The organism is Mesorhizobium sp. L48C026A00 (assembly GCF_000502375.1).
In the GTDB taxonomy this organism is placed as follows: Bacteria; Pseudomonadota; Alphaproteobacteria; order Rhizobiales; family Rhizobiaceae; genus Mesorhizobium; species Mesorhizobium muleiense.
Window position 1 is genome coordinate 91,134 of sequence record NZ_AYWU01000012.1, and the last position, 25,882, is coordinate 117,015.

Genomic DNA, 25,882 nt, shown 5'->3' on the forward strand with positions numbered 1-25,882 from the left:
TTTCGGGATCATGGTCAAAGAAGAAGATAGAGCCCCATCCCGCCTCGCGGGATGGAACAGGCTCTAGAAGGAGGACGCGTGGCTTACTGGGTCGGCACAAGCTGGAAAATGAACAAGACGCTTGCAGAAGCGACTGACTTTGCCAGGGCGCTGGCGGGGTTCGTCCCCGGTTTCAACGACCGTATCCAGCCCTTCGTCATCCCGCCCTTCACGGCGGTCCGCGAGGTCAAGAAAGCGCTGGCATCGACGCGGATCAAGGTCGGTGCCCAGAACATGCACTGGGCCGACGCCGGCGCCTGGACCGGCGAGATCTCGCCGGTGATGCTGACGGACTGCGGGCTCGATCTCGTTGAGCTCGGCCATAGCGAACGGCGCGAGCATTTCGGCGAGACCGACAATACGGTTGGTCTCAAGACCGCAGCGGCGGTGAAGCACGGGTTGGTGCCGCTCATTTGCGTCGGCGAGACATTGGCGCAACGCAACAGCGGCCAGGCCGATGCGGTGCTGGCCTTGCAGGTGCACGGCGCGCTGCAATACCTCGAAGGCCAGGCCAAGGCGGCGACGATCCTGTTTGCTTACGAACCGGTCTGGGCGATCGGCGACAAGGGCATTCCGGCAAGTGCCGACTACGCCGACAGGCAGCAGGCGCTGATCAAGAAGATCGCCGGCGATCTTCTGCCGGCCATGCCGCCGGTGCTTTATGGCGGCAGCGTCAATCCGCAAAATGCCGCCGAGCTGATCGGCCAGCCTCATATCGACGGGCTGTTCATCGGCCGCTCCGCCTGGCAGGCGGAAGGCTATGTCGACATCCTCGAACGCGCCTCGGCGGCGATCTAGAGCATGATCCCGAAAAGTGGAATCCGGTTTTCGGAAAAGATCATGCTCAAACAAAAGATAGCATGATCCCGAAAAGTGGAATCCGGTTTTTTGGAAAAGATCATGCTCAAACAAAAGATAGCATGATCCCGAAAAGTGGAATCCGGTTTTCGGAAAAGATCATGCCCAACAAAAGTTAGAGCCCCATCCCGATGCCATCGGGATGGAACAGGCTCCAGAGCAATCGAACAGGAAAGGACAGAAAAAATGAAAATAGCCATTGGGGCCGACAGCGCCGGCAAGCCGCTGCTCGACGTCATTGCCGCTCACCTGGCCACCAAGCCCGGCCTCTCCGTCAGCGACGTCAGCCAGGCCGGCTACTATGCCGACCTGTCGCAGAAGCTCGCCCAGAGCATCCTCGACGGCGAAAACGATCGCGGCATCTTGTTTTGCGGCACCGGCATCGGCGTTTCCATCTCGGCCAACAAGGTGCCCGGCATTCGCGCCGCACTCACCCATGACACCTATTCGGCGGAGCGCGCGGCGAAATCCAACAATGCCCAGATCATCACCATGGGCGCCCGCGTTATCGGCCCGGAACTGGCCAAGTCGATCGTCGATGCCTGGCTCGCATCGGAGTTCGACGAAAACGGGCCATCCGCCGGCAATGTCCAGGCGATCGACAGGCTCGACGCGGCGAAGCTGGGCTAATGCATGTCGCCCAAAAGCATGCCCTCGGGCGTGAACCGAGGGTGCGCAGCGGTTTTGGGATAACGACATGTATAAAACAGGAGCTTAAGCGCGTCGCATTGATGCGATGCGCTTAAGCCAGGCTTTTTCGCATCGCGCCGATAACGGTGACCGCCGACGCCGCGCCGGGGTCGATGTGTCCGAGCGACCGCTCGCCGAGCCGCGACGAGCGGCCCTTCGCGGCGATCATATCCTTGGTCGCCTCGGCGCCCCGTTCGGCTGCTTCGAGGGCGGCTGCCAGGCTTTCGGACAGGGTCTTGCCGGCGGCATGGGCAGCGGCCGCGGCTTGCGCCGCCGGCAGCCAGGCGTCGACCATCGTCTTCTCGCCGATCTCCGCCTTGCCGCGATCCTGGATGCCTTGCGCCATCGCCTGGAACAGGGCGACGACATCGGCGCCCGCCAGGGCCGCCTTGCCCTTGACGGCAGCCGCACCACGCATGAAGGCCGTCGCGTAGAGCGGGCCCGACGAGGCGCCGACGGCGTTGAGGAACGACTTCGCCGCAGTGTTGAGGAGAACAGTCGGCTCGGTTGCCGTGAACTCCAGCGGCGCCAGCGCATCGCGCACCGCCCCAAAGCCGAGCGCCATGGCGATGCCATGATCGGCGTCGCCGATGACCCCGTCGAGCTGACAGAGCCTGTCCTTGTCGACTTCGATCGCCACCGCGATCGCATCGAACATTCTTTTCAGATCGGCTGCATCGATGGATGTCATGGATGCACCCTTTCAACCGGCGCGGAACATGGCGCAGTCGCAAGGATGGTCGAGCATCGTCTGCAATTCGGCGTCGAGATGCATCAGCGTCACCGAGGCGCCGGCCATTTCGAGCGAGGTGCAATAATTGCCGACCCAGGTCGCGTGAACTGACACGCCGATGTCATCGAGCCGCTGTTTGACGCGCCGGTTCATGATGTAGAGCTCCATCAGCGGCGTCGAGCCGAGCGAATTGATGAGCACGGCTACCTTGTCGCCGCGTGACGGCGCCATCTCGTCGACGATCTTGTCCAGCATCTCGTCGGTGATCTCGTCGGCGGTTTTCAATTTTCCGCGGGCGATGCCCGGCTCGCCATGGATGCCCATGCCGATCTCCATCTCATCCGGTCCGATCTCAAAATTCGGCCGGCGGGTCTGCGGCAGCGAACAGGGCGACAGCGCCACGCCCATGGTGAAGGTGTGATCATTGGCCTTCCTGGCAATACGCTCGCATTCGTCGAATGACAGCATCCGCTCGCAGGCGGCACCGGCGGCCTTGAAGATGAAGAAATTGCCGGCGACACCACGGCGCTTTTGCCTCTGGTCGCGCGGCGCCGATGCCACGTCGTCGGTGGTCAGCACGGTGCGCACTTCGATGTCATCCATCGCCGCCATCTCTGCGGCCATGTCGAAGTTCATCACGTCGCCGGCATAGTTGCCATACATGAACAGCACGCCGGCGCCGCCGCTGGCCGCCTTGGCGCATTCAAGGATCGGGTCCGGCGGCGGCGAGGCAAAGACATTGCCGATCGCCGCCGCGTCGGCCAGCCCCTTGCCGACGAAACCGAGGAAGGTCGGCTCGTGGCCGGAGCCGCCGCCGATGACGAGGCCGACCTTGCCCTGGCGAGGTCCATCGCGGGCGATGATCGAGCGTGGGCTGCCCTCCATGCTTTTGAGATGGCGGGGATGCGCGGCCAGAATGCCTTCCAGCATCTCGTCGACAGTGCGGTTGCCGTCGTTGATGATCTTCTTGGTCTGCACCGGCAGCCTCCCGATTTCGGTAATTTCGCAGATAGTACAGCGTGTTACCGGAATTTCCACCCGGGGAGGGAGATTTCACGCGGCAATATGTTCCGGCGCGGCCAGTACCTGCACGCAGGGATTGGCAGCCGCTTTGTCCTTGAGCTTGAAATGCCCGAACAAGACTTGCCGCGTCAAATGGCGATCACCGGCAAGGCAGGCAGCAGCTTGTCCAGGGTGATGGGAAAGTCACGCACCCGCACGCCGGTCGCGTTATAGATGGCGTTGGCAACAGCTGCCCCCGCACCGCAGACGCCGAGTTCGCCGATCCCCTTCGCGCCGAATGGATTGGCCTTGTCGTCATGTTCCTCGAGGAAGACGACCTCCATCTCCGGGACGTCGCCGTTGATCGGGACGTGATACTCGGCAAGATCGTGATTGACGAAGTGGCCGTAGCGCCGGTCGAGCACCGTCTGCTCCATCAGCGCCGCACCGATTCCCCAGGTCATGCCGCCGATGATTTGCGAGCGCGCGGTCTTGGGGTTGAGGATACGGCCAGCGCCCATCACCGCCAGCATCCGGCGCATGCGGATCTCACCGGTATCGCAATCGACAGCGACCTCGGCGAAATGCGCGCCATAGGAATGCTGCGAGTAAGCCTTGTATGACGGGGTGGCTGCGCCGGCGGTTACGGAACCCTCGGCCTCGAACCCGTCGGGAGCGATCCGCCGGACGAGGTCGGCCAGGCTTGCCGAACGGTGGCCGAGCCTGACCTCGCCGTCGGCAAAGCTCGCTTCGGTGGCGCCAGCGCCGCGCAACGGCGAGGCTTCGCTCGACCGCGCCGCCTGCAATATCCGTTCCCTAAGGACGTTGCAGGCGTTGTGCAGCGCCGACCCTGCGCTGGCCGCACCCCAGGACCCTCCGGAGCCGGCGGTACGCGGGAAGCGGCTGTCGCCAAGCTCCACTTTGATGGACGAGATCGGCACGCCGAGGCTGTCCGCGGCGATCTGGGTCAGGATCGTATAAGTGCCCGTCCCGATATCGGTCATGTCGAGCCGCGCCGTCACCCGACCGTCGCCGTCGATCGCAACCCGCGCCGTCGCCGCGCCGATGTAGTTCGGACGGATCGCCGCCGCCATGCCGTAGCCGATGAGCTTGCGGCCCTCTCGGGCGCGGCCCGGCGTCGGGTTTCTCCGTTCCCAACCGAAACGGCGGGCGCCTTCCTCCATGCAGGCGACGAGGTTGCGGGTGGAGAACGGCACACCGCGCTCGGGATCCTGGACCGGCTCATTGCGGATCCTGAGCTCGATCGGGTCCAGTCCGAGCCGCTCGGCGAGTTCATCCATGGCGCATTCGAAGGCCAGCATGCCGGGCGCTTCGCCGGGCGAGCGCATCCATTCGCCGCGGTTGATATCCAGCGGAACCAGGCGATGCCGAGTGACACGGTTCGGCGCCGCATAGAGCGAGCGGCCAAAAACTGCCGTTTGCTCGCAGTACTCCTCGAAGCTGGACGTTGCCGACCAGACGTCGTGCGCGATCCCGGTGAGCCGCCCGTCAGTGTCCGCGCTGAGACGCACCTGTTGGATCATCTCTGCGCGATGACCGGCATTGGCGAACATCTGTTGTCGCGTCAGCGCGATCTTGACGGGACGCTGCAGGACCTGCGCTGCAAGCGCGGCCAGGATCGTATCGGCATGGGCAATCAGCTTGGAGCCGAAGCCGCCGCCGATGAACGGGCTGATGATGCGCACGCGCTCGGGCGGGATGCGAAGCGTGCTGGCGACCCCCGCCCGGAAATTCGCCAGGGTTTGCGCCGATGTATGGATCGTCAGCTCGTTGCCTGACCAGGCGGCGAGCGTCGCATGGGGCTCCATCGGATTGTGATGTTCGAAGGGCGTCCGGTAAGTGGCATCGACCTTGACCGGAGCCGCGGCAAAGGCGCTCTCGAAGTCGCCGATCACGCTGTCGGTCTCAAAGCCGGCATTGGTCCGCTTTGGTGCGTAGGCGTCGGCCACATGTCCCGACAGATCGTAGAGGCCCGGCTCCTCGTCGTAGCGCACTTTGATGAGGCCGGCGGCAGCACGTGCCGCCTCGAACGTCTCCGCAACGACCAGCGCGACGGGCTCGTCGTAATAGCGCACCCGCTCGCTGTTGAGCGCGGGCCGGGCGCGCGTGAAGACCTCCGGCACCGTCGGCGTGACCGCCGGGCCGAAATCCGGCTGTGCCGGCGCATTCCGGTGCGTCATGACGAGCAGCACTGCCGGCGCCCGTTCGGCTTCGGCCGTGTCGATCTCGGCAATGCGCCCCTTGGCGACGGCAGCGCCGAGAATATAGCCAAAGGCTGTACCCTCCAGCGTATTCTCGTAGGCGTAGGTGGCATCGCCTCTCACCTTGAGCGGACCATCGATGCGATCGAATGGACGCCCGATGATGCCGCTGCGTGTTTCGCGAGGATGGTTTGAGGTCTTCGTCTCTGTCATCATGTCACCTCATGCACTCTCGGCGGCAGCAGCGAGCGTGTGCCGCATCGTCCGTTTCGCCAGCGGGATCTTGAAATCATTGCCGCCATATCCGACGGCTCCGGCGAGCGCGGCTTCGGCCGAGTCGGTAAAGGCGCCGTCGGACGCCGCCGCTCCAGCGAGGGTGCGCTCTGCCTCCGTCGCGCGCCAGGGCTTGGCGGCCACGCCGCCCATGGCGATCCGAGCGCTTTGGATACGATCGCCGCTTTTCTCGACGACTGCCGCCACCGATACCAGCGCGAAGGCGTAGGAGGCACGGTCGCGCACCTTGCGGTAAACCTGCCGGCCGGGCGGTGGCGGCGGCAGGGTGACGGCGGCGATCATCTCGCCGTGGTCGAGCACGGTTTCCACATGCGGCGTCGCCTCGGGCAATCGATAGAGATCGCCAATCGGGATCGTGCGGGTCCCGCCGCCGGGCGATATGGTCTCGATCCTGGCGTCGAGCCCGGCCATGGCGACCGCCATGTCGGAGGGATGGACCGCGATGCAGGCCTGGCTGGCGCCGAGCACGGCGTGCATGCGATTGAAGCCCTGCAGCGCCGCGCAGCCCGAACCTTGCTCGCGCTTGTTGCAAGGCATGCTGCGGTCGTAGAAATAGGGGCAGCGCGTGCGCTGCAGGAGATTGCCGCTGGTCGAGGCCTTGTTGCGTATCTGGCCGGATGCTCCCGCCAGCAGCGCTTGCGTGAGCATCGGATAGCGCGATCTCACCCGCGGATCGGCGGCAAGATCGCTGTTGCGGACCTGGGCGCCGACCCGCAGCCCGCCCGCCGCCGTCTCCTCGATTCGATCGAGCGGCAGCCGGCTGATGTCGACGAGATGCGCAGGGCGCTCGATCTCGAGCTTCATCAGGTCGAGCAGGTTGGTGCCACCGCTGATGAACTTGGCGCCCGGCCGCTCCGCGACCGCGGCGGCTGCCTGCTCGGCACTTGCCGCACGTTCATAAGTGAAGGACTGCATTGCTCACGCCCCCTCTGCCGCGTCGCGGATTGCAGCGACAATGTTCGGATAAGCGGCACAACGGCAGATGTTGCCGCTCATCCGCTCGCGGATCTCGGCATCGGTGAGGGCGACGGAAACCGCTGCCACGTCGGCGCTCGCATGGCTCGGCCAGCCGGCCCTGGCCTCGCCCAGCATAGCGACCGCCGAGCAGATCTGGCCCGGCGTGCAGTAGCCGCACTGGAAGCCGTCGCGGGCAACGAAGGCGGCCTGCACCGGATGCAGCCGGTCGCCCTCGGCCAGGCCCTCGACCGTGGTGATCTCGTCGCCTTCATGCATTGCCGCAAGCGTCATGCAGGAATTGATCCGGCGCCCATCGACCAGCACCGTGCATGCGCCGCACTGGCCGTGGTCGCAGCCCTTCTTCGAGCCGGTGAGGCCGAGATGGTTGCGCAGCGCGTCGAGCAGCGTCGTCCGCGGGTCGAGTTCGACGGCAAAATCCTTCGCGTTGATCCGCAGGGACATCGGCATCGTCGGCGCCGGCGTCGGCGATGCGGCCGCCGCAACGGCGCCGGCCGGCTCCGCGTATACCGGTAAACCGGTAGCCAGCAGCACGCCGGTCGCCACCCCGCCCTCCAGAACCGTTCGACGAGTCGGCCCGCTCCTTGTGTCTGTTTTGGCCATGCATGATCTCCCAGTCGCAGTTCTGTCACTCATCGACCTTGGAGGTGGGAAGGCGCGCGGCGGCTTTCTTTCAAGAAACCGGCGGCAATATCAGGATTCCGGAGAAGAATTCACCCGATAGGCCCGAGGCGTCATGCCCCTGAGACGCCGGAAGGTCGTGGTGAAGTGGCTCTGGCTTGAAAAGCCGAGCCGAAAGGCAATGCTGCCGATCGACAAACCCGTTTCGCGCAGCAGTATCTCGGCTCGCCGCACGCGTTCCTCGATCACATAGGCATAGGGTGCAAGCCCGGTCGTCGCCTTGAATCGGCGTGCAAAACTGTCGACGGCCATGCCCGCGACGGCTGCCAACTCGCTTAGCGAAACGTCGGCATTCATATGGGCATCGATGTAAGCCTGAACTCGACCAAGCGCGCGACGGCTGAGACAGCCGTGACGCACTGACGGGTGTTGCTCCCGGTTCAGGGCGGCCACGCGGAGGCTGACCAGGGCGACCAGATGCTCGATATAGGCGGTGTCCGGCTTGTGGCCGAGTGCCATCTCGTCGCGAAGCGAACTCAGCAGCGTGGCGATCACCACGTCTTTCCTGTTCACCAGGATCGGCAGGTCTCTCAGGCGTTCGCAGCCGGGAAGCCTGATATCGGGATCGATCCACAGGGCTGAGTAGGACAGGTCTACATCGCGATAGAAGCCCTGCCGCTCGGCGCCTGCGGGGACGAAGGTGAGGGCTCCGGGACGGTCCATTCCGTCGTACAGCGATTTTGCCTCGTGCCGGATAGATGTATGGGAAGTTCCGCCTTCTTCGGTCAGCACGATCAGATGATGAGGGGCTGTCCAGCGCAGCTCCGCCTCGCGGCACGCCCACCGCCGGTTGTCGAAAACGATCGAGGAGCTTCCCCATGACGCGGTTTGCAGGGGCTCCGACTTCTCCCCCTGGCTGCGAACCCGTCCGTCTCCAAGCAATGGTCTGAATGACATCGCGGCATCCCGCTGGTTCATTCGCGGAGCCGTGATCCAGCCCCGCTTGAGCGTTTACGCCGCCCCGCCGCTGCGCGTACGGCGCCTTATGTGGGGCAGGCATCTGGCGTTGGTAACCGCGCCGTGTTCAAGAAGTCGTGAGATCAGCCAAATCCAGCGCGCCTGCTGTCACCCGCCGAGCCCATCGCGGATGGCGCAGAAATAGCGATCGGTACCGACTTGCCCGCCCTTGAGTGCAATCTCCAGTCCGTCGATCGCCTTGACGCGCGAGTGGGCGACGCAAAGCGGCGAGCCCGGCGAGGCGGGCAGCGGCATCCTGACCGTCAGCGCATCGACGCCCATCTGGCCGAGCGCATGGCTCGACGTATCGCCGCCGGCAATGACCACGCGCTGCAATTTCTGTTCGATCGTCAGCTCGCGAAGAAGTTCGCCGAGGCCGCGGCCAAGCTTGTGGCGGGCGCCTTCCTGCCGATCGATTTCGGCGCCCCGATCGGCTGCGGGACCGAGGGCGGTGTAGAGGACGACGCTGCGACCGGCTTCGAGGCTGGCACGCCCGCTTGCTGCCGCGCGCGCAATCGCATCGCTGGAGGCCTCGGAAACCAGTTCGACAGGGTCCACCGCGACGCCGTCGAAACCGTCCGTCAAAGCATGCCGGATCTGTCGTTCCGTCGTCGGCGAGCAGCTGCCCGATACCACTGCGATCCGGTCGGCCGCACCCGGCGGCGAAAAGCTGGGCTCGGCACGGACGGTCCGGTTGGCGGCCCATTCGGCCAGCAGCGCATATTCGATGCCCGAAGAGCCGACGACGAATGTGCGGCCCGGCCGGCGAACGCGCCATATCTCCTTGCCGGCAAGCGCCTGACTTTCCGGGCTGTCGACATCCAACAGCACGATGTTGGTGCCATCGGCGAGCAAGCGATCGAACGCTTTCGACCGGGACGCCGACTGCAGCGTCGCCAGGTCGACCAGTCCCGAGGTGAGGTCCGTCTGGCGCGACAGATGGATCAGCAGGTCGGATTCATCCATCGGCGTGGTCGGGTGGCGGCTCATTACGGGATGGCGGTCGATACGGAAATATTGTTCGCGGTAGGCAGCAAACAGATGGCCGAAGGCAGTATAGCGCTTGAGCTGCGGCGCGCCGACCACCAGCGGCACGCTGTCCTGGCTGAAAACCGAGCGGCCGATCTCGATGGCCCGGCCGATGCTGCCGATCGTCGGGCTGGAATCGAAGGTCGAGCAGACCTTGTAGTGGCAGATCTCGGCGTTCAGGGTCTTCAGCCAGACGAAGGCGCGGTTGAGGTGCATGTCCATCCACTGCGGCGTCTCGCTTCGGCTGGTGCCGGCCAGGCCGATGGCACGGCAATGACCGAACTGCGAAAGCATGGCCTCGTCCGGCTGACGAATGAACAGCACGGTCGGCACACCGCCGAGCTCGAGCGCCTCCATGACGTCGGTCGAGCCGGTGAGATCATCGCCATAATAGCTCAGAAGCAGGCTTTGCATGGCGTCAGGCCGCTTTGCCGTCGCCGAATTTCTCGATCGACCGCGCCAGTTCCGGGTGGCTCAGGGCGAAGTCCGCCAACGGTACGCCATCGACGGCCGCCTGCCAGGCTTGCTGCACGGCGCGTACGCCGGCGCCCGGTCCGTCAGGATGGCTGACGATGCCGCCGCCGCAGAGATAGAGAAGATCGACCGTTCGGCCGGTTCGCCGGTAGGTTTCGGGGGCTTGTCCACCCCATTGGCCGGAGCCGGCGACCGGCAGCGCGCAATCCTCCGGCGAAAAGATCGGCGTGGTCACCGCCTCGAAGGAACTGATGAAGGACCAGTCCGGCTCCCAGTATTTCGAGGCGATGCCGTTGATCTGGAACTGGTCGACGCCGAGCAGCCGCCAGAACTGCTGCCAGACCTTGAAGTCCATGCCCAGACCGGGGTGGCGGGTGAGGATATCCCAGCCGTTGCGGTGGGCATGGAGCACCAGGCTGGAGCGCTTTCTCAGGTAAGCCATGCCGCCGAAGCCGACGGAATTGATGTTGACCACCGCGCAATTGCCGCCGGCCTTCGCCACCAGATCATGGTTGCGCATCATCTCGTCCGGGTCGGCGTGCGAGATGCCAAAGGCATACATCACCTTTTTGCCGGTCTTCTGCTCATGGTCGAGGACGAGCGGCATGATCGCCTTCACCCGTTCCGACAGCGGCGAATAGGCCGGGCTCATCAACTTCTCGTCGTCCTTGATGAAATCGACGCCGGCGTCGATCAGCTCACCGACCATTTCGGCCGTCTCGTGCGGGCGCAGCCCAAGCGCCGGCTTGACGATCGTTCCGATGATCGGGCGATCCCTGACGCCGGTCAGCCTGCGACTGCCGGCGACACCGAATTGCGGACCCGGATGCGCGCCCCGGTATTCCTCAGGCAGCTTCATGTCGACGACGCGAATGCCGGACAGGCCCTTGATCGAAAAGACGCCGCCAATGGCGATGGTCATCAATGCCGAAAGATCGGTGCCGATGGCATCAAGCGGAAATGCGATGTCGACATCCGCCCGATTGAAGGGCCCGTCGCCGGCTTCGGGAAGGGACGGGCGATCGGCGTCCGGCAGAGGCCGTATCGCCAATACGCGCGCCGCTACCCGGGCCTTGAGCTCCTCGGTCTCGCCGGCCAGCGCGACGAAGGTTCCGGTCGACTGGTCGCTGGCGATCTTGGCCGCCAGCGCGTCGATGCTGCCTGGGGTTTCGATGCGATAGGTGAGGGTGATCATAGTCCGAAAAAAGTTCCCTGATCTTCGAAATCTGGTATAATGAGTACATAAGTATTGCAAGCGATATCCTGCTCGGCCGAGCATTCCGAGATTCGTGATGACGATGCTAAACAGAACCGGTCAAGGAGTGATTCGCGACGATGAACCGTTCGGAGCCGATCGTCCGGCGCAAACTTTCCGACGAAGTGTTTTTGCGACTGAAGCGCTTGATCACCAGCGGCGAATTGCAGCCGGGCGACGACATGCCGTCGGAGCGGGAGTTGATGGAGCGCTTCGCGGTCGGCAGGCCGGCGATCCGCGAGGCGATGCAGGCGTTGAGCAATATGGGCCTTGTCGCGATCTCGCATGGCGAGCGGGCGAAGGTGCTTCAGCTGACCGCCAAGTCGATCATCAAGCAGGTCGACGGCGCCGCCAAGATCATCCTGTCGTCATCGAAGGACACGCTGGAGCACCTCAAGAGCGCCCGCATCTTCTTCGAGCGCGGCATGGTCAGGGAAGCCGCCGAAAAGGCCGCCGCCGAGGACGTGCAGCGGTTGCGGGCAACCGTTGCCGAACAGCGGAGCTTTCGCGGCGATTCCGAAGCCTTCATATCCGCCGATATGAAGTTTCATACCCAGATCGCGGCCATATCCGGCAACCCGATCTATGTCGCGGTCAGCGAAGCGATGCTTGGCTGGCTGAAGGAATATCACACCGAGATGCTGATCTGGAGCGGCAAGGAAAATTTCACGCTGACCGAGCACGAAGAGATCATCGGCCGCATCGAGCAGAAGGACGCGGACGGCGCCGAGAAGGCGATGATCAAGCACCTTGAGCGTTCACGCGCGCTCTATGTGATGAATTCCGGCAGCTGATTCACCCGATCCGGGTGATCGCGTAAGGCGTCATCACAAGGCGGCGTCGTTCGAACCCGAAAATATCAACCGTCACTTCGCTCGCCGTCAGGTTCGCCAGCCACATGATGGTCTGGCACGCGGCAGAACGGCCGGCCAGCGTGACCACCCGCGTCTCATCGCTCGTCCTCGCCGCCACTTGTCTGAAGCCGGCCAGTTCGCAAAGCCCATGCACGGCCTGGAAGATCGGCCGGGGTTCACCTTCGTCGACAGGTTCCCCGGATGCCGCCAGCACGCCGAACGGTCCGCTGAAGCTGGACAGCGTGAGCATCTCCAGCCCGGCCGGCGCGACCCGCGCGCCATAGCCGATCGTCCATGCTGCCGCGAACAGCCCGGCATGGCGCGGATCCCGGTCGGCCATGGCGATGCGCTGATTGTGCGGATTGGCCTTGGTCGCGCCGCCATAGGGGTTCTGCCGCATGGCGATGGTCGATGGGCCGATCCGGTAGGGTTTTGCTCCGAAGATCGCCCGCGCCGATCGGGTGATGAAAGGCAGTGCCTCCAGCGATTGCATGACGCTGAGATCGTCGGCGGCGTGCACGATCGGGCAGGTGCAGTGGCTGACGAAATCGAGCAGATCGGCGGGAACGCGCTTGCGGTTGAGTTCGGTGAAATAGCTGAACATGCCGCCGCCGAGGCGGATGTCGGGAAAGGCGCGGCACGTCGCGGCATAGACATCTTCAAGCGGCGGACATTCAGGCCATGCGCTGCCCGGCGGCGTCGACTGCCGGTCGACCGAAGGCGAGACGGCAATAGCCGAGAGCTTCAGCCCGGCCTGACGCACCATGCCGGCGACGCCTGAGAGCTCGGCATCGAGATCGCCAACGCAGGAAACGACGCATTCGAGCGTGGTCTCGACCGGGTAGGCTGCGGCGGAGCCGGGCAAAGGACTGCAAGGCGTCGAGGCCATGGCCCCGCGTTGGATCGTAATGGAACATCAGCTGCTGCGGGCCGAGCGCGGACAGTGTCGGCAGGTTTGCCAGCGCCGTCTCGACCTCGTCCGGATAGATGATCACGCCGATATCCGGCAGCAGCGGTCCGGTTTCGCCGAGTTCGACTCGGACCGGCTCGGCTGCTGCTGCGGCAGCCGGCGCCCTGCCGTCGCCGGTCACACGCAGACTGACCGTCTGGCGCACAGTCTGGCCGGCGGGCAGCATGTAGGGCCAAGGCAGCGCCAGCGGCCGGACGTAGGTCTTGTAGGACGCGTCCGACCAATTGCGCTGGTCCTCCATCTCGAACGCATCGCCTTCCATCCGGCATTCCGCGGTGACGCCGGGCCGGACCTCATGCGTGATCGCCCGCAGATCCTTGAAAGGCTGCCAGGGGTCGATCAGCTCAGGAAGTTTCGTTGCGACGACGCTGCCGTCGGTGTGCTCGACAGTGACCGGGCTGCCGGCCAGGCCGGCGATTGGATGCAGGATGCAGAAGCCGCAGCGATTGGTCTCGAAAGCGTTTTCGGGAAGCGCGCTCACGTCGAAAACCAGCTGGCCGTCGGCGGAACCTTTGATCGTCGCGCGAAAGTTGAGCCGGCTTCCTCCCGGCCCGACACAGCTTGCCGAATAGCTGACGAAGAAAGTGTCGGCATCTTGGTCGATAGTCAGGTCCGCAAGCGTCGGCTCGTAAGTGCCCCAGTCGCGATCCCTGACGATATAGGCTATGGCGCGCAGCACTTCGATGCCGCCATGGCGGATGGTGCGCAGATTGCCGTTGACGAAGTCGGCGCTGAGTGCGCCGGCGCGCAGCCTGACCGGCTCGGCCTGGACAGCGCGCGTGCCATAGAGGAGGAAGGCGTCGGCGGTCATCTCAGCAGCGTGTCGATCTGCACCGGCTCACGGCTCGCAGCACTCGCATAGGCGGCCTCGACCAGCGCCAAGGTCTTGAGATTGTCGGCGCCCGAGGTTGCCGGCTCGGTTTTGCTCGCCAAGCAGGCGACCCAGTGCTTTTGGATGGCGACGACGCTTTCCTGGATGTTGTGCCACGGCCGCGATGCCCAGGGCAGCAGCGGCGGCGAGACGTCGCTGACCGCCGTTCCGTTCCTGCCGGTGACGGTGAGCCGGTAATCCTGCTCGAGCCGGATCGTGCCGTCGCTGCCGTCGATCTCGACCAGCGTCTGCGGAAACGGCTCGGTCGCGAGCTTGGTCGCATAGCTGCAGTCGACCACGGACGTTGCGCCGCTCTTGTGGTCCATCAGCATGGTAGCGACGTCCTCGCCGGCAATGTTGGGGTTGATGCGAGCGGTTCGGGTCGTGATCGTCGAAACGTCGCCCAGCAGGAAGCGGGCTATGTCGAGACTGTGGATGCCGAGGTCTTCGATGATGAAGCGCTTTCCCGTCGCCAGATAGGGCTGCCCGGAAAACACGTCATAGGCCGAGCGGAACGAGATCCGGCCGAAGAAGGGCGTGCCGATGTCGCCGCTGTCGAGAACGGCGCGCACCGCCTGGATCGGCGACTGCCAGCGAAAATTTTCATGCACCATCAACGCCACGCCGGCATCGCTGCATGCCTTCACCATGGCCTTGGCGTCGGCAAGCGTCGGCGCAAACGGTTTTTGGCAGATCGCCGGAACGCGGTTTTGTGCCGCCATCTCGACAAGCGAACGATGGCTCGGCGCGGTGGTGGCGATATCGACGAAATCCAGGCTTTCGCCGGCAAACAGTGCCGCCGCGTCTGTGTAGCGTCGCTCAATGCCGAACTGGTCGCCGACCACCTTGAGCCGTTCCGGGTCGCGGTCGCAGATGGCGACGATCGACGCGCTGTCGATGTCGCGCCAGGCATGCATCTGGTTGACGGCAAAGAAGCCGCAGCCGATCAGCGCTCCTCGCAGTTCCGCCACGGGTCAGCCCGCCTTTGCCATCTGCATCAGCGTCACCCGGCTCTGCAGCCGGCGCTGCGCCTGGTCGACGACGACGGCGACGATGATGACGAGGCCCTTGATCACCATCTGCCAGAACGAGCTCACCCCCATCATCACCAGCCCGTCGGAAAGGATGCCGATGACGAAGGCGCCGACGATGGTGCCGCCGATCGTGCCGCGGCCACCCGACATCGAGGTGCCGCCGAGCACCGCCGCGGCGATGGCGTTGAGCTCGAAGCTTTCGCCGGTCGCCGGATGCGAGGCCATCAGTTCGGAGGAGATGATCAGCCCGACGACCGCCGCGCAGAAGCCGGAGAACATGTAGACGAACATCTTCACCATATTGACCCTGACGCCCGAAATCCGCGCCGCCCGTTCGTTGCCGCCGACGGCGAAGATGTGGCGGCCGAGCGGGGTGTATTTGGCCAGATAGGCCGCCCCAACTGCTACGACGACAAGAATCCATATCGAGACCGGCAGGCCGAGCAGCCGGCCGGCGCCGAGGAAGCCGAACCCCGTCGTGCCCAGATCGGGCTTGCCGACGAGGTTCGGAAAGGTGCGACCATCCGACGACAGCAGCGCCAGGCCGCGTGCGACGTAGAGCACGCCGAGCGTGGCGATGAACGGCGCGACATTCAGCCTGGTGATCAGCAATCCGTTGACGGCGCCGATCAATATACCGACCGCCAGCGTGATCAGTGCGATCTCGAAGACGTTGAAATAGATCGTGTAGCCGACCTGCAGGTCGATGCCGTTGAGCACGAGATAGCCGGCGACCATGCCGCACAGGCCGACAATCGAGCCGACCGAGAGGTCGATGCCGCCGGTGATGATGACGAAGGTCATGCCCATGGCGAGGAAGGCGTTCAGCGCGACGTGCTTCGACATCAGGATCAGGTTGGCGGCCGACAGGAAATTCGGCGCCGCGATCGAGAAGAAGATCAGGACGGCGATCAACGCAATGAACGTCCTCGCCTTCATCAGCGTCAGCAGCACGGAGCCGCTCGAGGCGGAGGCAACCGAAGCCTTGGCCGGGATGTCAGTCATGGGCGTGGCTCTCCATGTGCGGGACCGGCCCGTGGCCAAGCGCCGATGCGGCGACAAGTGCCGCCTCCGTCGCCTCGGCGCGATCGAACATGCCGGTCAGTTTTCCATTGCTCATCACCGCGATGCGGTCTGACAGCGCCATCACCTCGTCGAGATCGGAGGTGGCGAACAGAATGCCCAGCCCGTCGCGGGACAGTTTGCGCATGGTGCGAAAGACGTCGGCCTTGGCGCCGACATCGATGCCGCGGCTTGGTTCGTCCATCAACAGCACCTTCGGTCCGGTGAGCAGCGCCTTACCGATCACCACCTTCTGCTGGTTGCCGCCCGACAGCGACGAGACCTCCTGCGCCGGATCGGCGACCTTGATCGCCAGTTCCCGCACCATCTGCGTCACCGCCTGGTTCTCCTTGGCGCCGCTGATATGGAACAGGCGCACAAACCGCGACAGGCTGGCCAACGTCAGATTGCTGGCGACCGAGAGGATCGACACCAGACCTTCGCGCTGGCGGTCCTCGGGGATCAGCGCCAGCCCGCGTCGGATGCGCCGCGTGGTGTCGCGTTCTCTGACCTTCTTGCCGGCTATGAAAATCGTTCCGGTGGCATGGCCGTGGCGCCCCATGATGCAGTCGAACAGCTCGCTGCGACCGGCGCCCATCAGGCCGTATATGCCGAGGATCTCGCCGGCACGCAGCGACAGCGAGACATGATCGACCGCAAGCCCGCCGGTCACGCGCGGCAGGCAGATGTCCTCGGCGCGGAAGATCTCATCGCCCGGAACATGGCCGTCGGCCTTGGCGAAGTCCTTGGCGTCGGAGCCGATCATCTGCCGCACGATCCATTGCGTGTCGACGTTTTTCATCTTCTCCTGGCCGGTGATGCGGCCGTCGCGCAGCACGGTGATGTAGTCGCCGATGCGGATCAGTTCCTCGAGCCGGTGCGAGATGTAGACGATCGCCACGCCGCGCGCCTTGAGGTCGGCGATCACCTTGAACAGAATCTCGACTTCCGCCGCACTCAGCGCCGAGGTCGGTTCGTCCATGATCAGGATGCGCGCATCGAGCGAAACCGCCTTGGCGATCTCGACCAGTTGCTGCTGGCCGATGCGCAAATCCTCGACCAGCATGTCCGGCCGAATGCCGGCCTGCAGGCGCTCGAGAAATTCCGCCGCGCGGCGCTCCTGTTCCCGGCTGTCGATCTTGCGGAACCGGTTGGTGATCTCGCGGGTGGCAAATATGTTTTCGGCGACGCTCAGATTGCCGAACAGGTTCAGCTCCTGGAACACCATGCCGATGCCGCGGTTCACCGCGTCGCCGGATGAGGAGAAGGAGACCTCTTCGCCCTCCAGGAGGATGCGGCCGAGCGTCGGCTGTTCGACACCGGCGATGATCTTCATCAGCGTCGATTTGCCGGCGCCGTTTTCGCCGACCAGCACGTTGACCGCGCCCTTGCGCACTTCGAAATTCGCGCGCTTGACCGCGACTGTCCCCGAATAGACCTTGGAGACGTCTTCCAGCTTCAGGATGACATCATGATCGCCGGCGGCAGTCATGGCTTCGGCTCCACCTCTGCCTCCGCGGGGGTCACCAGCGGCAGGTCCTGGCCGCTGCCCATGACATAAGCGCCGACAACCCTGGCGCTGCGGCCCTCCAGCGCTTCGCGCGGCAGCTTGGAGAGCACCGTCTTGTCGGCATGGATGTTGAACGCCTTGCCGAACTGGGCGAAGTCGATCTGATTGGTAAAATCGTTGAACTGGATGAAGTCGAGGCTGTCGCGCAGCGCGGTGCCACGCATCGCGGGTCCGATCTGCACCCGTGCATCCGCCTTGCCGTCACCGTCGGCATCGACATCCATGGTTGCCGCGCGTGATTGTGTGTTCGCCGCAACAATCTTGCCTTCGAGGCGAACCGCGAAGGTCCACGGCGAATTCGCCTGCTTCTTCGGATTGCCATACTTGGCGCCGGCAGCCGCAGGATCGGCTTTCGCCAGGGCATGAACCTCGGGAAACGATCCGGCCTTCTGCTGGAGATAGGGCAGCATTTTGGCAGCCCAGATATCGCCGACCATCTTGTCCGCATTGAAGGCCGGTGCATTGCCGGCATCTTCCGCGGACGGTGTCGGCAGGATCTTGCAGGCAGTCAGGCTGATGCCAAATATCACGGCAACGGTCGCCCAAGTCAGCTTGTTCAACATGTCGGCTTGTTCGGCATGGCGGTCAGGGCACCCGGGAAATGGAAGCAAGGGACGAGCCGGAAGCTCGTCCCTTGCGATTGATGTCACACCGGCTCAGTTGGTCAGCGCGAAGGTTTCCAGCTTGGCGGCATTGTCGCCATTGATCAGGACGCAGTCCATCAGCTGCTTTTCCTCGGCCGGAGACTTCTTGTTCTTGATGAAGTCGTTGGCCTGCTCGACTGCCATCTGAGCCTGCGCATAGGCCGGCTGCAGGACTGTGGCCTTGATGCCGCCAGAGGCGATCGAGTCGCGGACGTCATTCGATCCGTCGAAGCCGACGACGATGACGTCCTTGCGGCCGGCGGCGGCAAGGGCGGCATGGGCGCCCATCGCCATCGTATCGTTGCCGGAGATCACGCCCTTGATGTCCGGGTTGGCCTGGAGGATCGATTCCATCTTGGCATAGGCCTCGGTCTGGCTCCAGTTGGCCGATTGCTGCGCCACCATCTTCAGGTCCGGATAGTCGTCGATGACGTCGTGATAGCCCTTGGAGCGGATGCCGGCATTGGTGTCGGATTCCTTGCCGACCAGCTCGACGTAATTGCCTTTCTCGCCCATCAGCTTGACGAACTCCTGCGCGCCAAGCTGGGCGCCCTGGTAGTTGTTGGAGACGATCTGCGCAACGGCGACGCCGGTGGCGTTGATCTCGCGATCGATCAGGAACGACGGAACGCCCGCGTCCTTGGCCTTCTGCACGGCGGCGACCGAGGCGTCGGCGCCGGCATTGTCGAGGATGATCGCCTTGGCGCCGCGGCCGATCGCCGTGTCGATCAGCTCGGACTGCTTGTTGGCGTCGTCGTCATGGACCAGCACCAGCGTTTCATAGCCGAGTTCCTTGGCCTTGGCTTCCGCGCCGACGGCTTCGGCCTTGAAGAATGGGTTGTCGTGCGAGGGCGTGATGATGGCAATGAGATCCGCCGCATAGGCGGGTGCCGCGGTGCCCAGCGCCAGCATGCCGGCAAAAGCCGCAAATGTCATTCTGCGAGTGAGTTTCATGATTTCCTCCCATTTGAAAAAGCCTGTGCTTGCGCGGCCCAGGCTGAAATGCATTCCAGTTTGTCAGGCGGATCGCGTCCGGTGTCGCGGATCGGGTCATTTGCCGGCTCACCCGGGCGGATCATCCGGCTCGGTTCCGTCTTCAGCCTGCCCCTCCACCTGCCGCCTGCCCAATTTTCAGCCCGGCCTCGGCTGGCCAAAGCCAATCCAACAGCTAAGCCAACTGGTATAATGAGTCAACCACAAATTCAGATGATATGTATCTGATGAGCAGCAAGCGCCATCGGAGAGTCAGCCCACCAAGAGCGATACTTCGTTCCCTACGATGCGCCTGCATCTGGCCAGGTCGGAGAACCACCACCTTAAGGAGTATGATACGCGGGTGAGGGCGCAATAATTTAAGTAAGGAGTAGACACTCCTAAGCCTTATTCGGTGCTCAGCGGGTACGCGCAGGCTTTGCTAGTGTCGCGTCGTGGTTGTGGAATTTCTCCCTGCCCCAGCCTGCGCGCGGTTTTTCTAATGAAATCCGTTCGCGGCAAGGGTCGCGTTGCCGGTGAGGTTCAGCTATGACTTTTGTGCAGAGTTTCAGGCCGCCATCCTGCAGCCCCGCGCCAAGCTTTGCTGACCGACGGCATTCGGCTTCATTGCGTGGCATGCGCGGCAGGAGCTGCAGCGCCATGCTGTGCCTCATTTCGTTGTGTATCATCCTGCTGCTGGGATCTGCGGCACACGGTCGGCCGAAGGCTGACGACAGACTTGCTCCGCGAGACACGATCGAACTGCACGTTTGGCAGTGGACTGCCTTGCGCGACGGCGTTCTGGAAGCGTTGCAGCTCAACCATAGTTTCACCATCGACTCGACTGGCACGCTTGACCTTCCCTTGATCGGCAGCATTGCCGCCGCAGGTCTGCGTGAGGAGGAGCTGGCAAAGCTGATTTCCGATCGCTTGCAAGCCAGGAGCGGCCGTCAGGAACGGGCTGACATAACCGTCAAACTGATACAAAGTTCGCCTTCGGACCTCACAGCTTCGGTGGAGGTCAAACAAGAAGCGCCCGAACCGCCGGCTGACGCAGCCAGCGACGGCTCTTCGGCCGTGGCTTCGCAACGCGCCAGTGTCGAGAACGGCCAAGCCGAGGCGCAACCGGGCGTGCACGGTCCCCACACATCTCGGCAGCCTGCTGCGGAGCAGCAGCAAACTCTGCAAGGGGCATTGCTGAATGAGCTAGCCGCCGCTCGCATGGAAATTGCGGCAGCGCGCGCGGAAGCACTTGCGGCTCGCCAGACTGGTCGCAACGATGCCGCGCGACACAATCAGAACCTTGCGACGGCGCGTCAACGGGCTGACGCCTTGGTGCGGGAACTCGATGCGATGCGGACTGACCGCGGTACGCTGGAACAAAAGCTCTTTGCGGCGCTGAGGGAAGTCGACGCGCTCAGGAAGAGCGTGCAGCCGGCTCGCGGTGACCCAGCTCGGGATGACCATGACGGCCGCGATTTGGCGGCGGCGCGAGCCGAACTGGCCGTGATGCAGCGCGGCGCCCGCGATGCCAGTGCGCAGGCGCGTGCGGTAGCCGACATGATGGCTGAACAAGCACAGGCGCTAAAACAGCAGCGGCGACGGGCCGAAGAGCTCGCGCTCGATCTGGAAGTGGCGCAAAGCCAAGTGAAAGGCTTGAAGGCCAAAGCCACTCTCGCCGATCACGAGAAGGCCGCCATGCTTGAAGCGCGTCACTCCATGGCGGCCTCTGTTGCAGAGGCGCAGCGAGCGCTGGATGAGGAGCGGCACAAGGCTGAGCGCTTCGAACGCGAACTCACCGCGGCGCGCCAGACCATCGACGCGCTTAAGACAAGCGCGGATCTGGCTGCGGCTGCGCGCACCAACGCCATCAGGGAACGACAGGTGGCCGAGGCGGCTTTGAAGCGAGCTGGCGACGCACTCGAACTGGAGCGGGAACGGGCAGATTCAGCTGCTCGTGATCGCGACAGCGCCCGGCGGGAACGCGACGCGGCAAGGCAGGAAGCGAGCCGCGTCTCGATGGAGCTGAGCGTGGCGTTGGAGCAAGAGCGCAACAAGGCCGTCGGCCTGGCCCGCGAGCTCAGCGCCGCTCGAAAGGCGATTGACGTTGAAAAGGCCCGGGATGAGCGTCGCAGCGAGCGTATCAACCGCGTTCCGAAAGCGCGTGCCGTCGCAGCTTCGGGTGCAGATGTGTCCGTGCGCTCGCGACCAGCCCGTCAATCGGGGTTGCGGGAAAACCACAAAGTGAAGGCCAAAAAACCATCGCGACCTGTTCTGGTGGCGACCATCGCGCTTCCCGACGCGTTGCTCCCGACGCGACCGCCGAAGCTCGGCGCTCCCTAGCGAGGGGTGATCGTGAAGGGCATTTCCGTGGCCCGAATCCATGCCGCAGGAGGAATATGGTGATGAACAAATACGTCGCAGCCGCATTGACCGTCGCGATCGCAATTTGCCCTGCCTCGGCTCTTGAGGCGGGGCTTGGCGGCAAACTTGGCGGTGTCGGGGTCGGTGCTGGCCTTAGCGCCGGCCCGAAAGGCGCCTCGGTGGCGGGCGGCTCGAGCGTCGACGGAGTAGGGGGAGCAAGCCTTGGCGGATCGCTCGGCGCGGGCAAGGGATCGCTCGGTGCCGGACTTGGCGTCAGCGGCAACCTCGGCGGCGCAAGCGGCGGCCTGTCGACAGGTGTCGGGGTGGGCGACCCTACGTCCGCATCGGGCACCGCTCCAGGAGGTAAGCCAGGCAACCCGGCGCTGGGCGCTGGGCAAGCCGCGAGCAGCAATGCCGGCATCACGCCAGCCACCACCAAGGCCAAGGCTGCGAGTCAATTCGCCATCCTGCCGCGCAAGCTCAGGCCTTCCGGAACTGATCGCAACACGTCGGCGCGGATCACCTATGGCTATCCGTTTATGGCGCCACTGAAAGCCAAACCCGGTATCCCACCAGCTGTAATGCGCGCCTGCCGCATGGCGATCGGGTCGGCCGCCACGCCGCTTGGCGCCGTGCTTGTTCACGCGGTAAGCGCGGGCCCGTTGCAGCAACGTCGGGGCGCGCTCACGGCGCCGATCGAGGTGCGCATACACTATGCAAGACAAGGCGGCGTCGAGGTTCGGCAGGCGCGAGTCGGCTGTCGCCTCGATGCGGCGGGTAGAGTCACCGCGGTGACATAGGACGCGCCTGTACCTTCTCCTACGAGAGGAGAAGGAAAGGCGGCTTCCGCCTTCAGGTGATGCGCTGGATGCTCGCTGCAATCTCTTCCGGCTCGAAGACCCGCTTCCAGTCCTCGCGCATCAGCACCGGCTTGCCGAACTCGATGGCCTTGTTGCAGGCGTCGGAGAACACGCCCTTGGTCTCGCCGAAGATGACGGCGCCGAGCACATTCATATGGCCAAGCAGGAAGTCGAGCGCGGCCTGCTGGTCGACTCCGCGCGCGACGACCTCGTCGACCGCTTCCTTCATGACCACCAGCAGCGAAGCGCAGACGGTCTCCGAAAGGCCCGGCTCGAGCAGCGCCATCTGGTCGACCGTGACGCGATGCGACCGCATCACCGGTGCCCAGATGATCTTGGCGATCGCTTCGCCCTTGGCGAAATCCGCCTCCGGTCCCTGCATCAGCGCGCTGACCATATGCTGCTTGGCCTTGACGCCGCCGAAATAGTCCTTCTTGGCCGCCATGTCGGTCTCGTCGTTGAAGATAGGCGGATGGCAGGGATGGGTGACGAAATAGGTCAGGTCCGGCCGCTTCGGCAGATGACCGGCGAAAGGCGCTGCGGCGTCGAGCACGACCACCATGGTGCCGGACGCAAGCTTGCCCTCGATGCTGGCCGCGACCTTGCCGATATGGGTGTCGGGAACCGCCAGGATAACCACCTCGGCGCCGTTCAAGGCTTCATCGGCGCTGACCGCGTCGATGCCCAGCCCGGTCTTTAGCCGCTCGCGGCCGGCGTCGCTGACCTCGACATGGCGTAGGATGTAAGGAGAGCCGCGAAAATTGGTCGACAGGCGGTAACCCATTTTGCCGCCGGCACCAAACAGCGCAATCGTTGTCATCCAGCCGTGCTCCTGATCTCCAACGATGGCCCTGCCGATCGTCACCTTAGTAACTGGTATAATCACACTACCATGGGTTGGCAACCCGTTTGGGACGAACGCGTTCACGAGAGCCAATTCCGTAGTCCCGCGCCGTCGGCTGCGCTAGCTGGTGGCGGCCCGGCGAGCCGTCAGTCTTGATGTTTAGGGTCCGCTGCCAACCGTTTCAGCAGTATTCGGGAGCAGGATTATCCCCGTCCGGGAAACATCGCCTTCAAGCCCTCCCGCGAAGCCCTGGCGACGCCGCGTTCGGTGATCAATCCGGTGACCAGCCGCGCCGGCGTCACGTCGAAGGCCGGGTTTGCCGCGGGCGTCGTCTCCGGCGAGATGCGGACCTGCGCAATCTCGCCACTCGCGGTCTTGCCCCAGACCAGTGAGACCTCGTCGCTGGAACGCTGTTCGATCGGGATTTCGGCCAGCCCGTCACCCACCGTCCAGTCGATGGTTGGCGACGGCAGCGCGACATAGAACGGCACGTCGTTGTCGGCGGCGGCCAGCGCCTTCAGATAGGTGCCGATCTTGTTGCAGACATCGCCGTCGGCGGTGGTGCGGTCGGTGCCGACGATGACCATGTCGATCTGGCCGCGCTGCATCAGATGGCCGCCGGCATTGTCGACGATCAGCGTATGCGGCACGCCGTGGCCGGCCATCTCCCATGCGGTCAACTGGGCGCCCTGGTTGCGCGGGCGGGTTTCATCGACATAGACGTGAACGGGAATGCCGGCTTCCGTTGCCAGATAGATCGGCGCCGTGGCGGTGCCGTAGTCGACGGTGGCCAGCCAGCCGGCATTGCAGTGGGTCAGGATGTTGACCGGCTCGCCCGGTTTTTTTCGTGCTGCGATTTCCCTGATGATTTCAAGCCCGTTGACGCCGATGGCGCGGTTGAGGCCGACATCCTCGTCGGCGATTTCGCCGGCGCGCCGGTAAGCCGCCTCGGCGCGCTGTCCAGATGGAAGCGGCCGCAAGAAATTGCGCATCTCATCGAGCGCCCAGCGCAGATTGATCGCGGTCGGGCGGGTTTCGTGCAAGACCTCCCAGACGCCGTCGAGTGCCGCATCCGAAGGGTCGTCGGCCATCTGCATGGCGACGCCATAGGCGGCGGTGACGCCGATCAGCGGCGCGCCGCGCACCCACATGTCGCGGATCGCCGTGGCGATGCCGGCAACGGTGTCGACTTTTTCGACGCGGAAATCATGCGGCAGCCAGCGCTGGTCGATGATCTCCACCGAACGCCCGTCGTCGCTCAGCCAGATGGTGCGGTAGTGGCGGTCGCCGACGTTCAAATCCTGTTCTCCCGTTCGATCAGTGCGGCCAATTTGTTGACCTCGTCGATGCTGTGGATCTGGCGCCGGTTGACGGCGATGTGACGGCCGAATTTCAGCGCCTTTGCCTCACATGTGGCGCGCAGATCGGCGTCGGCAATGGTCTCGAAATCGGCGTTGTGCGCGAGGCCCAGAATGCGCCTGTGCACCTCGACGCCGGCAAAGCCCAGCATGTCGGTCCACACCTGGTGCAGCATGTGGTCGAGCGCCTGTTCGGCGCCAAGCCTGTCGCCCTGATCCTCGAACAGGCTCTTCTGGTAGAGCATGCCGGTGCGCTCGGTTCGCCACAGATGCGAGAACTCGCTGCGGAACACCGACCATGTCTCGACCGTGACGTCGAGCAGATAGGCGCGCATGGTGTCGCGCTTCCCGTTCTGCTCGTGGCCACGCTGCGAGAAGAACGCCATCCAGAAATTGGCGAGCAGCATGCCGACGTCGAAGGCGATCGGGCCGTAGAAGGCGAATTCGGGATCGATCATCCGCGTTTCTGTCTCGGTGACCATGATCGAGCCGGAATGCAGGTCGCCGTGCAGCAGCGTCTCTGCATTGGCCGCAAAAATGTGCTTCAGCCGCTGCGCCTCGACCTTGAGGTCGCGGTCGGCGCGCAATTCTGCAACGATGCTGTCGAGCTGCGGGCTCGTATGCCGGTTCATCTTGGCATCGAAATACGGGTCCGAGAACACCAGGTTCTCGGTGATGTCGCAAAGCGCGACATTGTCCGCGAACAGCGCCAGATCGGCCTTGCGATCCCTGGTCGCCATATGCAGGTCGGAGCCGCGAAACAGGGTGCGGGCCATGAACAGGCCGATGTCTCTGGCGATGTTGGGCAGTTGCCGGCCCTCGATCAGCGCGCGCCGCAGGATGATGTGCGGCGACAGATACTCCATGATGATCAGCGCCTGGCCTTCGTCGAAGTGATGGATCGCCGGCACCGAACCGGGCGCTCTCGAATGCTGCCGTGTCAGCGCGTGATATTCGAAGAAGGAACGTTTTAGCGGCAGCGGCCAGCTGTCGCCGACCAGGCGGACATAGGGCAGGGCCTGCTTGACGACGGCCGCACCCTGCGCACCCCCGACGATGAACACCAGGTTCAGATTGCCGTCGCCGACCTCGCGAACCTTCCAGCGGCTCGTGTCCTTGCCGATATGCGAGCACAGCGCCGCGTTGGCGCCGAGGCGTGCCGCCAGTGTTTCGACCGACAGTGCTTCGAACGGCAATTTCCCAGTCATCCTCACCTCCCGTTTACGTGCTCTCATCTTAGTGGAGCCATCACGGTTGGTCCAAGCTAGGA

At 64.1% G+C, this 25,882-nt stretch carries 23 protein-coding genes and 2 pseudogenes; 6 read left to right on the forward strand and 19 right to left on the reverse strand.

The window, feature by feature from the left end:
• Nucleotides 1-51: 51 nt before the first annotated feature.
• A complete protein-coding gene (locus X738_RS62340) occupies nt 52-837 on the forward strand; it encodes a triose-phosphate isomerase (RefSeq protein ID WP_084833758.1) in 786 nt (261 codons plus the stop codon).
• Between the two features lie 246 nt (nt 838-1,083).
• Nucleotides 1,084-1,527 (forward strand): D-erythrulose-4-phosphate isomerase, encoded by a 444-nt coding sequence (gene derI / locus X738_RS62345; protein WP_023800194.1) that lies wholly within the window; start codon nt 1,084-1,086, stop codon nt 1,525-1,527.
• Nucleotides 1,528-1,639: 112 nt separating this feature from the next.
• Here derI and dhaL read toward each other — a convergent pair whose 3' ends face one another.
• The 8 genes from dhaL to oiaX form a co-directional block, all read right to left on the reverse strand.
• Nucleotides 1,640-2,278 (reverse strand): dihydroxyacetone kinase subunit DhaL, encoded by a 639-nt coding sequence (gene dhaL, locus X738_RS62350; protein ID WP_023800195.1) that lies wholly within the window; start codon nt 2,276-2,278, stop codon nt 1,640-1,642.
• A gap of 12 nt (nt 2,279-2,290) precedes the next feature.
• Nucleotides 2,291-3,298, reverse strand: a complete 1,008-nt coding sequence (locus X738_RS62355) for a dihydroxyacetone kinase subunit DhaK (RefSeq protein ID WP_023800196.1) — start codon at nt 3,296-3,298, stop codon at nt 2,291-2,293.
• Between the two features lie 173 nt (nt 3,299-3,471).
• Complete coding sequence (locus X738_RS62360; RefSeq protein ID WP_031255355.1) at nt 3,472-5,757, reverse strand: xanthine dehydrogenase family protein molybdopterin-binding subunit; 2,286 nt, start codon at nt 5,755-5,757, stop codon at nt 3,472-3,474.
• A 9-nt stretch (nt 5,758-5,766) separates the two neighbouring features.
• On the reverse strand, nt 5,767-6,753 hold the full coding sequence (locus tag X738_RS62365; protein ID WP_023800199.1) for an FAD binding domain-containing protein: 987 nt from the start codon (nt 6,751-6,753) through the stop codon (nt 5,767-5,769).
• Between the two features lie 3 nt (nt 6,754-6,756).
• Nucleotides 6,757-7,416: a 2Fe-2S iron-sulfur cluster-binding protein gene (locus X738_RS62370; RefSeq protein ID WP_031255357.1), complete on the reverse strand. Its 660-nt coding sequence runs from the start codon at nt 7,414-7,416 to the stop codon at nt 6,757-6,759.
• A gap of 90 nt (nt 7,417-7,506) precedes the next feature.
• Nucleotides 7,507-8,391: a helix-turn-helix domain-containing protein gene (locus tag X738_RS0142000; protein ID WP_031255358.1), complete on the reverse strand. Its 885-nt coding sequence runs from the start codon at nt 8,389-8,391 to the stop codon at nt 7,507-7,509.
• 168 nt (nt 8,392-8,559) lie between these two features.
• A complete protein-coding gene (locus tag X738_RS62375) occupies nt 8,560-9,894 on the reverse strand; it encodes a four-carbon acid sugar kinase family protein (RefSeq protein WP_023800202.1) in 1,335 nt (444 codons plus the stop codon).
• A 4-nt stretch (nt 9,895-9,898) separates the two neighbouring features.
• A complete protein-coding gene (oiaX, locus tag X738_RS62380) occupies nt 9,899-11,149 on the reverse strand; it encodes a 3-oxo-isoapionate-4-phosphate decarboxylase OiaX (protein ID WP_023800203.1) in 1,251 nt (416 codons plus the stop codon).
• 140 nt (nt 11,150-11,289) lie between these two features.
• Here oiaX and X738_RS62385 point away from each other — a divergent pair, with 140 nt between their 5' ends.
• Nucleotides 11,290-12,003, forward strand: a complete 714-nt coding sequence (locus X738_RS62385) for a transcriptional regulator NanR (protein WP_023800204.1) — start codon at nt 11,290-11,292, stop codon at nt 12,001-12,003.
• Nucleotide 12,004: 1 nt separating this feature from the next.
• Here X738_RS62385 and apnL read toward each other — a convergent pair.
• The 7 genes and pseudogenes from apnL to X738_RS89095 all read right to left on the reverse strand — a co-directional run bounded on the left by apnL (nt 12,005) and on the right by X738_RS89095 (nt 19,848).
• Nucleotides 12,005-13,844, reverse strand: a pseudogene (gene apnL, locus X738_RS62390) (D-apionate lactonase).
• Complete coding sequence (locus X738_RS62395; RefSeq protein ID WP_023800207.1) at nt 13,841-14,875, reverse strand: Gfo/Idh/MocA family protein; 1,035 nt, start codon at nt 14,873-14,875, stop codon at nt 13,841-13,843. Before X738_RS62395 ends, apnL begins: the two are co-directional and overlap by 4 nt.
• 3 nt (nt 14,876-14,878) lie before the next feature.
• Entirely contained in the window at nt 14,879-15,943 is a 1,065-nt protein-coding gene (locus tag X738_RS62400; RefSeq protein ID WP_023800208.1) for an ABC transporter permease, read from the reverse strand.
• Entirely contained in the window at nt 15,936-17,492 is a 1,557-nt protein-coding gene (locus X738_RS62405; protein ID WP_023800209.1) for a sugar ABC transporter ATP-binding protein, read from the reverse strand. The genes X738_RS62400 and X738_RS62405 overlap by 8 nt, the downstream gene beginning before the upstream one ends.
• Nucleotides 17,489-18,133 (reverse strand): DUF2291 family protein, encoded by a 645-nt coding sequence (locus X738_RS62410; RefSeq protein WP_023800210.1) that lies wholly within the window; start codon nt 18,131-18,133, stop codon nt 17,489-17,491. The genes X738_RS62405 and X738_RS62410 overlap by 4 nt, the downstream gene beginning before the upstream one ends.
• Nucleotides 18,134-18,226: 93 nt before the next feature.
• The gene (locus X738_RS62415) at nt 18,227-19,168 is read right to left on the reverse strand and encodes a D-ribose ABC transporter substrate-binding protein (protein WP_031255363.1); all 942 of its coding nucleotides are present in this window, start codon (nt 19,166-19,168) and stop codon (nt 18,227-18,229) included.
• Between the two features lie 437 nt (nt 19,169-19,605).
• Nucleotides 19,606-19,848, reverse strand: a complete 243-nt coding sequence (locus tag X738_RS89095; protein ID WP_198032835.1) for a hypothetical protein — start codon at nt 19,846-19,848, stop codon at nt 19,606-19,608.
• On the opposite strand from X738_RS89095, the pseudogene X738_RS89100 reads away from it, so the two are divergent.
• Nucleotides 19,847-20,101 (forward strand): annotated as a pseudogene (locus X738_RS89100) (polysaccharide biosynthesis/export family protein); the annotation flags it as partial. The gene X738_RS89095 and the pseudogene X738_RS89100 overlap by 2 nt on opposite strands.
• A 291-nt stretch (nt 20,102-20,392) precedes the next feature.
• On the opposite strand, the gene X738_RS87150 reads toward X738_RS89100, so the two are convergent.
• On the reverse strand, nt 20,393-20,653 hold the full coding sequence (locus X738_RS87150; protein ID WP_245277698.1) for a hypothetical protein: 261 nt from the start codon (nt 20,651-20,653) through the stop codon (nt 20,393-20,395).
• A 39-nt stretch (nt 20,654-20,692) separates the two neighbouring features.
• On the opposite strand from X738_RS87150, the gene X738_RS87155 reads away from it, so the two are divergent.
• Together X738_RS87155 and X738_RS62425 are read left to right on the forward strand one after the other, a co-directional pair.
• Entirely contained in the window at nt 20,693-21,529 is an 837-nt protein-coding gene (locus X738_RS87155) for a hypothetical protein (protein WP_245277699.1), read from the forward strand.
• Between the two features lie 62 nt (nt 21,530-21,591).
• A complete protein-coding gene (locus X738_RS62425) occupies nt 21,592-22,350 on the forward strand; it encodes a hypothetical protein (RefSeq protein WP_031255366.1) in 759 nt (252 codons plus the stop codon).
• Nucleotides 22,351-22,402: 52 nt separating this feature from the next.
• On the opposite strand, the gene X738_RS62430 is transcribed toward X738_RS62425, so the two are convergent.
• The 3 genes from X738_RS62430 to mtnK all read right to left on the reverse strand — a co-directional run bounded on the left by X738_RS62430 (nt 22,403) and on the right by mtnK (nt 25,820).
• A complete protein-coding gene (locus X738_RS62430) occupies nt 22,403-23,230 on the reverse strand; it encodes a phosphogluconate dehydrogenase C-terminal domain-containing protein (RefSeq protein WP_023800214.1) in 828 nt (275 codons plus the stop codon).
• Between the two features lie 227 nt (nt 23,231-23,457).
• A complete protein-coding gene (gene mtnA / locus X738_RS62435) occupies nt 23,458-24,552 on the reverse strand; it encodes an S-methyl-5-thioribose-1-phosphate isomerase (protein WP_023800215.1) in 1,095 nt (364 codons plus the stop codon).
• Complete coding sequence (mtnK, locus tag X738_RS62440; protein ID WP_023800216.1) at nt 24,549-25,820, reverse strand: S-methyl-5-thioribose kinase; 1,272 nt, start codon at nt 25,818-25,820, stop codon at nt 24,549-24,551. The genes mtnA and mtnK overlap by 4 nt, the downstream gene beginning before the upstream one ends.
• Nucleotides 25,821-25,882 lie beyond the last annotated feature (62 nt).

Bases quoted from the DNA above. Each gene is read 5' to 3' on its own strand.
- X738_RS62340 (WP_084833758.1), top strand. From the start codon at position 52: ATGGAACAGGCTCTAGAAGGAGGACGCGTGGCTTACTGGGTCGGCACA.
- derI (WP_023800194.1), top strand. From the start codon at position 1,084: ATGAAAATAGCCATTGGGGCCGACAGCGCCGGCAAGCCGCTGCTCGAC.
- dhaL (WP_023800195.1), bottom strand. From the start codon at position 2,278: ATGACATCCATCGATGCAGCCGATCTGAAAAGAATGTTCGATGCGATC.
- X738_RS62360 (WP_031255355.1), bottom strand. From the start codon at position 5,757: ATGACAGAGACGAAGACCTCAAACCATCCTCGCGAAACACGCAGCGGC.
- X738_RS62365 (WP_023800199.1), bottom strand. From the start codon at position 6,753: ATGCAGTCCTTCACTTATGAACGTGCGGCAAGTGCCGAGCAGGCAGCC.
- X738_RS62370 (WP_031255357.1), bottom strand. From the start codon at position 7,416: ATGGCCAAAACAGACACAAGGAGCGGGCCGACTCGTCGAACGGTTCTG.
- X738_RS0142000 (WP_031255358.1), bottom strand. From the start codon at position 8,391: ATGTCATTCAGACCATTGCTTGGAGACGGACGGGTTCGCAGCCAGGGG.
- X738_RS62375 (WP_023800202.1), bottom strand. From the start codon at position 9,894: ATGCAAAGCCTGCTTCTGAGCTATTATGGCGATGATCTCACCGGCTCG.
- oiaX (WP_023800203.1), bottom strand. From the start codon at position 11,149: ATGATCACCCTCACCTATCGCATCGAAACCCCAGGCAGCATCGACGCG.
- X738_RS62385 (WP_023800204.1), top strand. From the start codon at position 11,290: ATGAACCGTTCGGAGCCGATCGTCCGGCGCAAACTTTCCGACGAAGTG.
- X738_RS62400 (WP_023800208.1), bottom strand. From the start codon at position 15,943: ATGACTGACATCCCGGCCAAGGCTTCGGTTGCCTCCGCCTCGAGCGGC.
- X738_RS62405 (WP_023800209.1), bottom strand. From the start codon at position 17,492: ATGACTGCCGCCGGCGATCATGATGTCATCCTGAAGCTGGAAGACGTC.
- X738_RS62410 (WP_023800210.1), bottom strand. From the start codon at position 18,133: ATGTTGAACAAGCTGACTTGGGCGACCGTTGCCGTGATATTTGGCATC.
- X738_RS62415 (WP_031255363.1), bottom strand. From the start codon at position 19,168: ATGAAACTCACTCGCAGAATGACATTTGCGGCTTTTGCCGGCATGCTG.
- X738_RS89095 (WP_198032835.1), bottom strand. From the start codon at position 19,848: ATGGCGCTGCAGCTCCTGCCGCGCATGCCACGCAATGAAGCCGAATGC.
- X738_RS87150 (WP_245277698.1), bottom strand. From the start codon at position 20,653: ATGGTCATCCCGAGCTGGGTCACCGCGAGCCGGCTGCACGCTCTTCCT.
- X738_RS62425 (WP_031255366.1), top strand. From the start codon at position 21,592: ATGAACAAATACGTCGCAGCCGCATTGACCGTCGCGATCGCAATTTGC.
- X738_RS62430 (WP_023800214.1), bottom strand. From the start codon at position 23,230: ATGACAACGATTGCGCTGTTTGGTGCCGGCGGCAAAATGGGTTACCGC.
- mtnK (WP_023800216.1), bottom strand. From the start codon at position 25,820: ATGACTGGGAAATTGCCGTTCGAAGCACTGTCGGTCGAAACACTGGCG.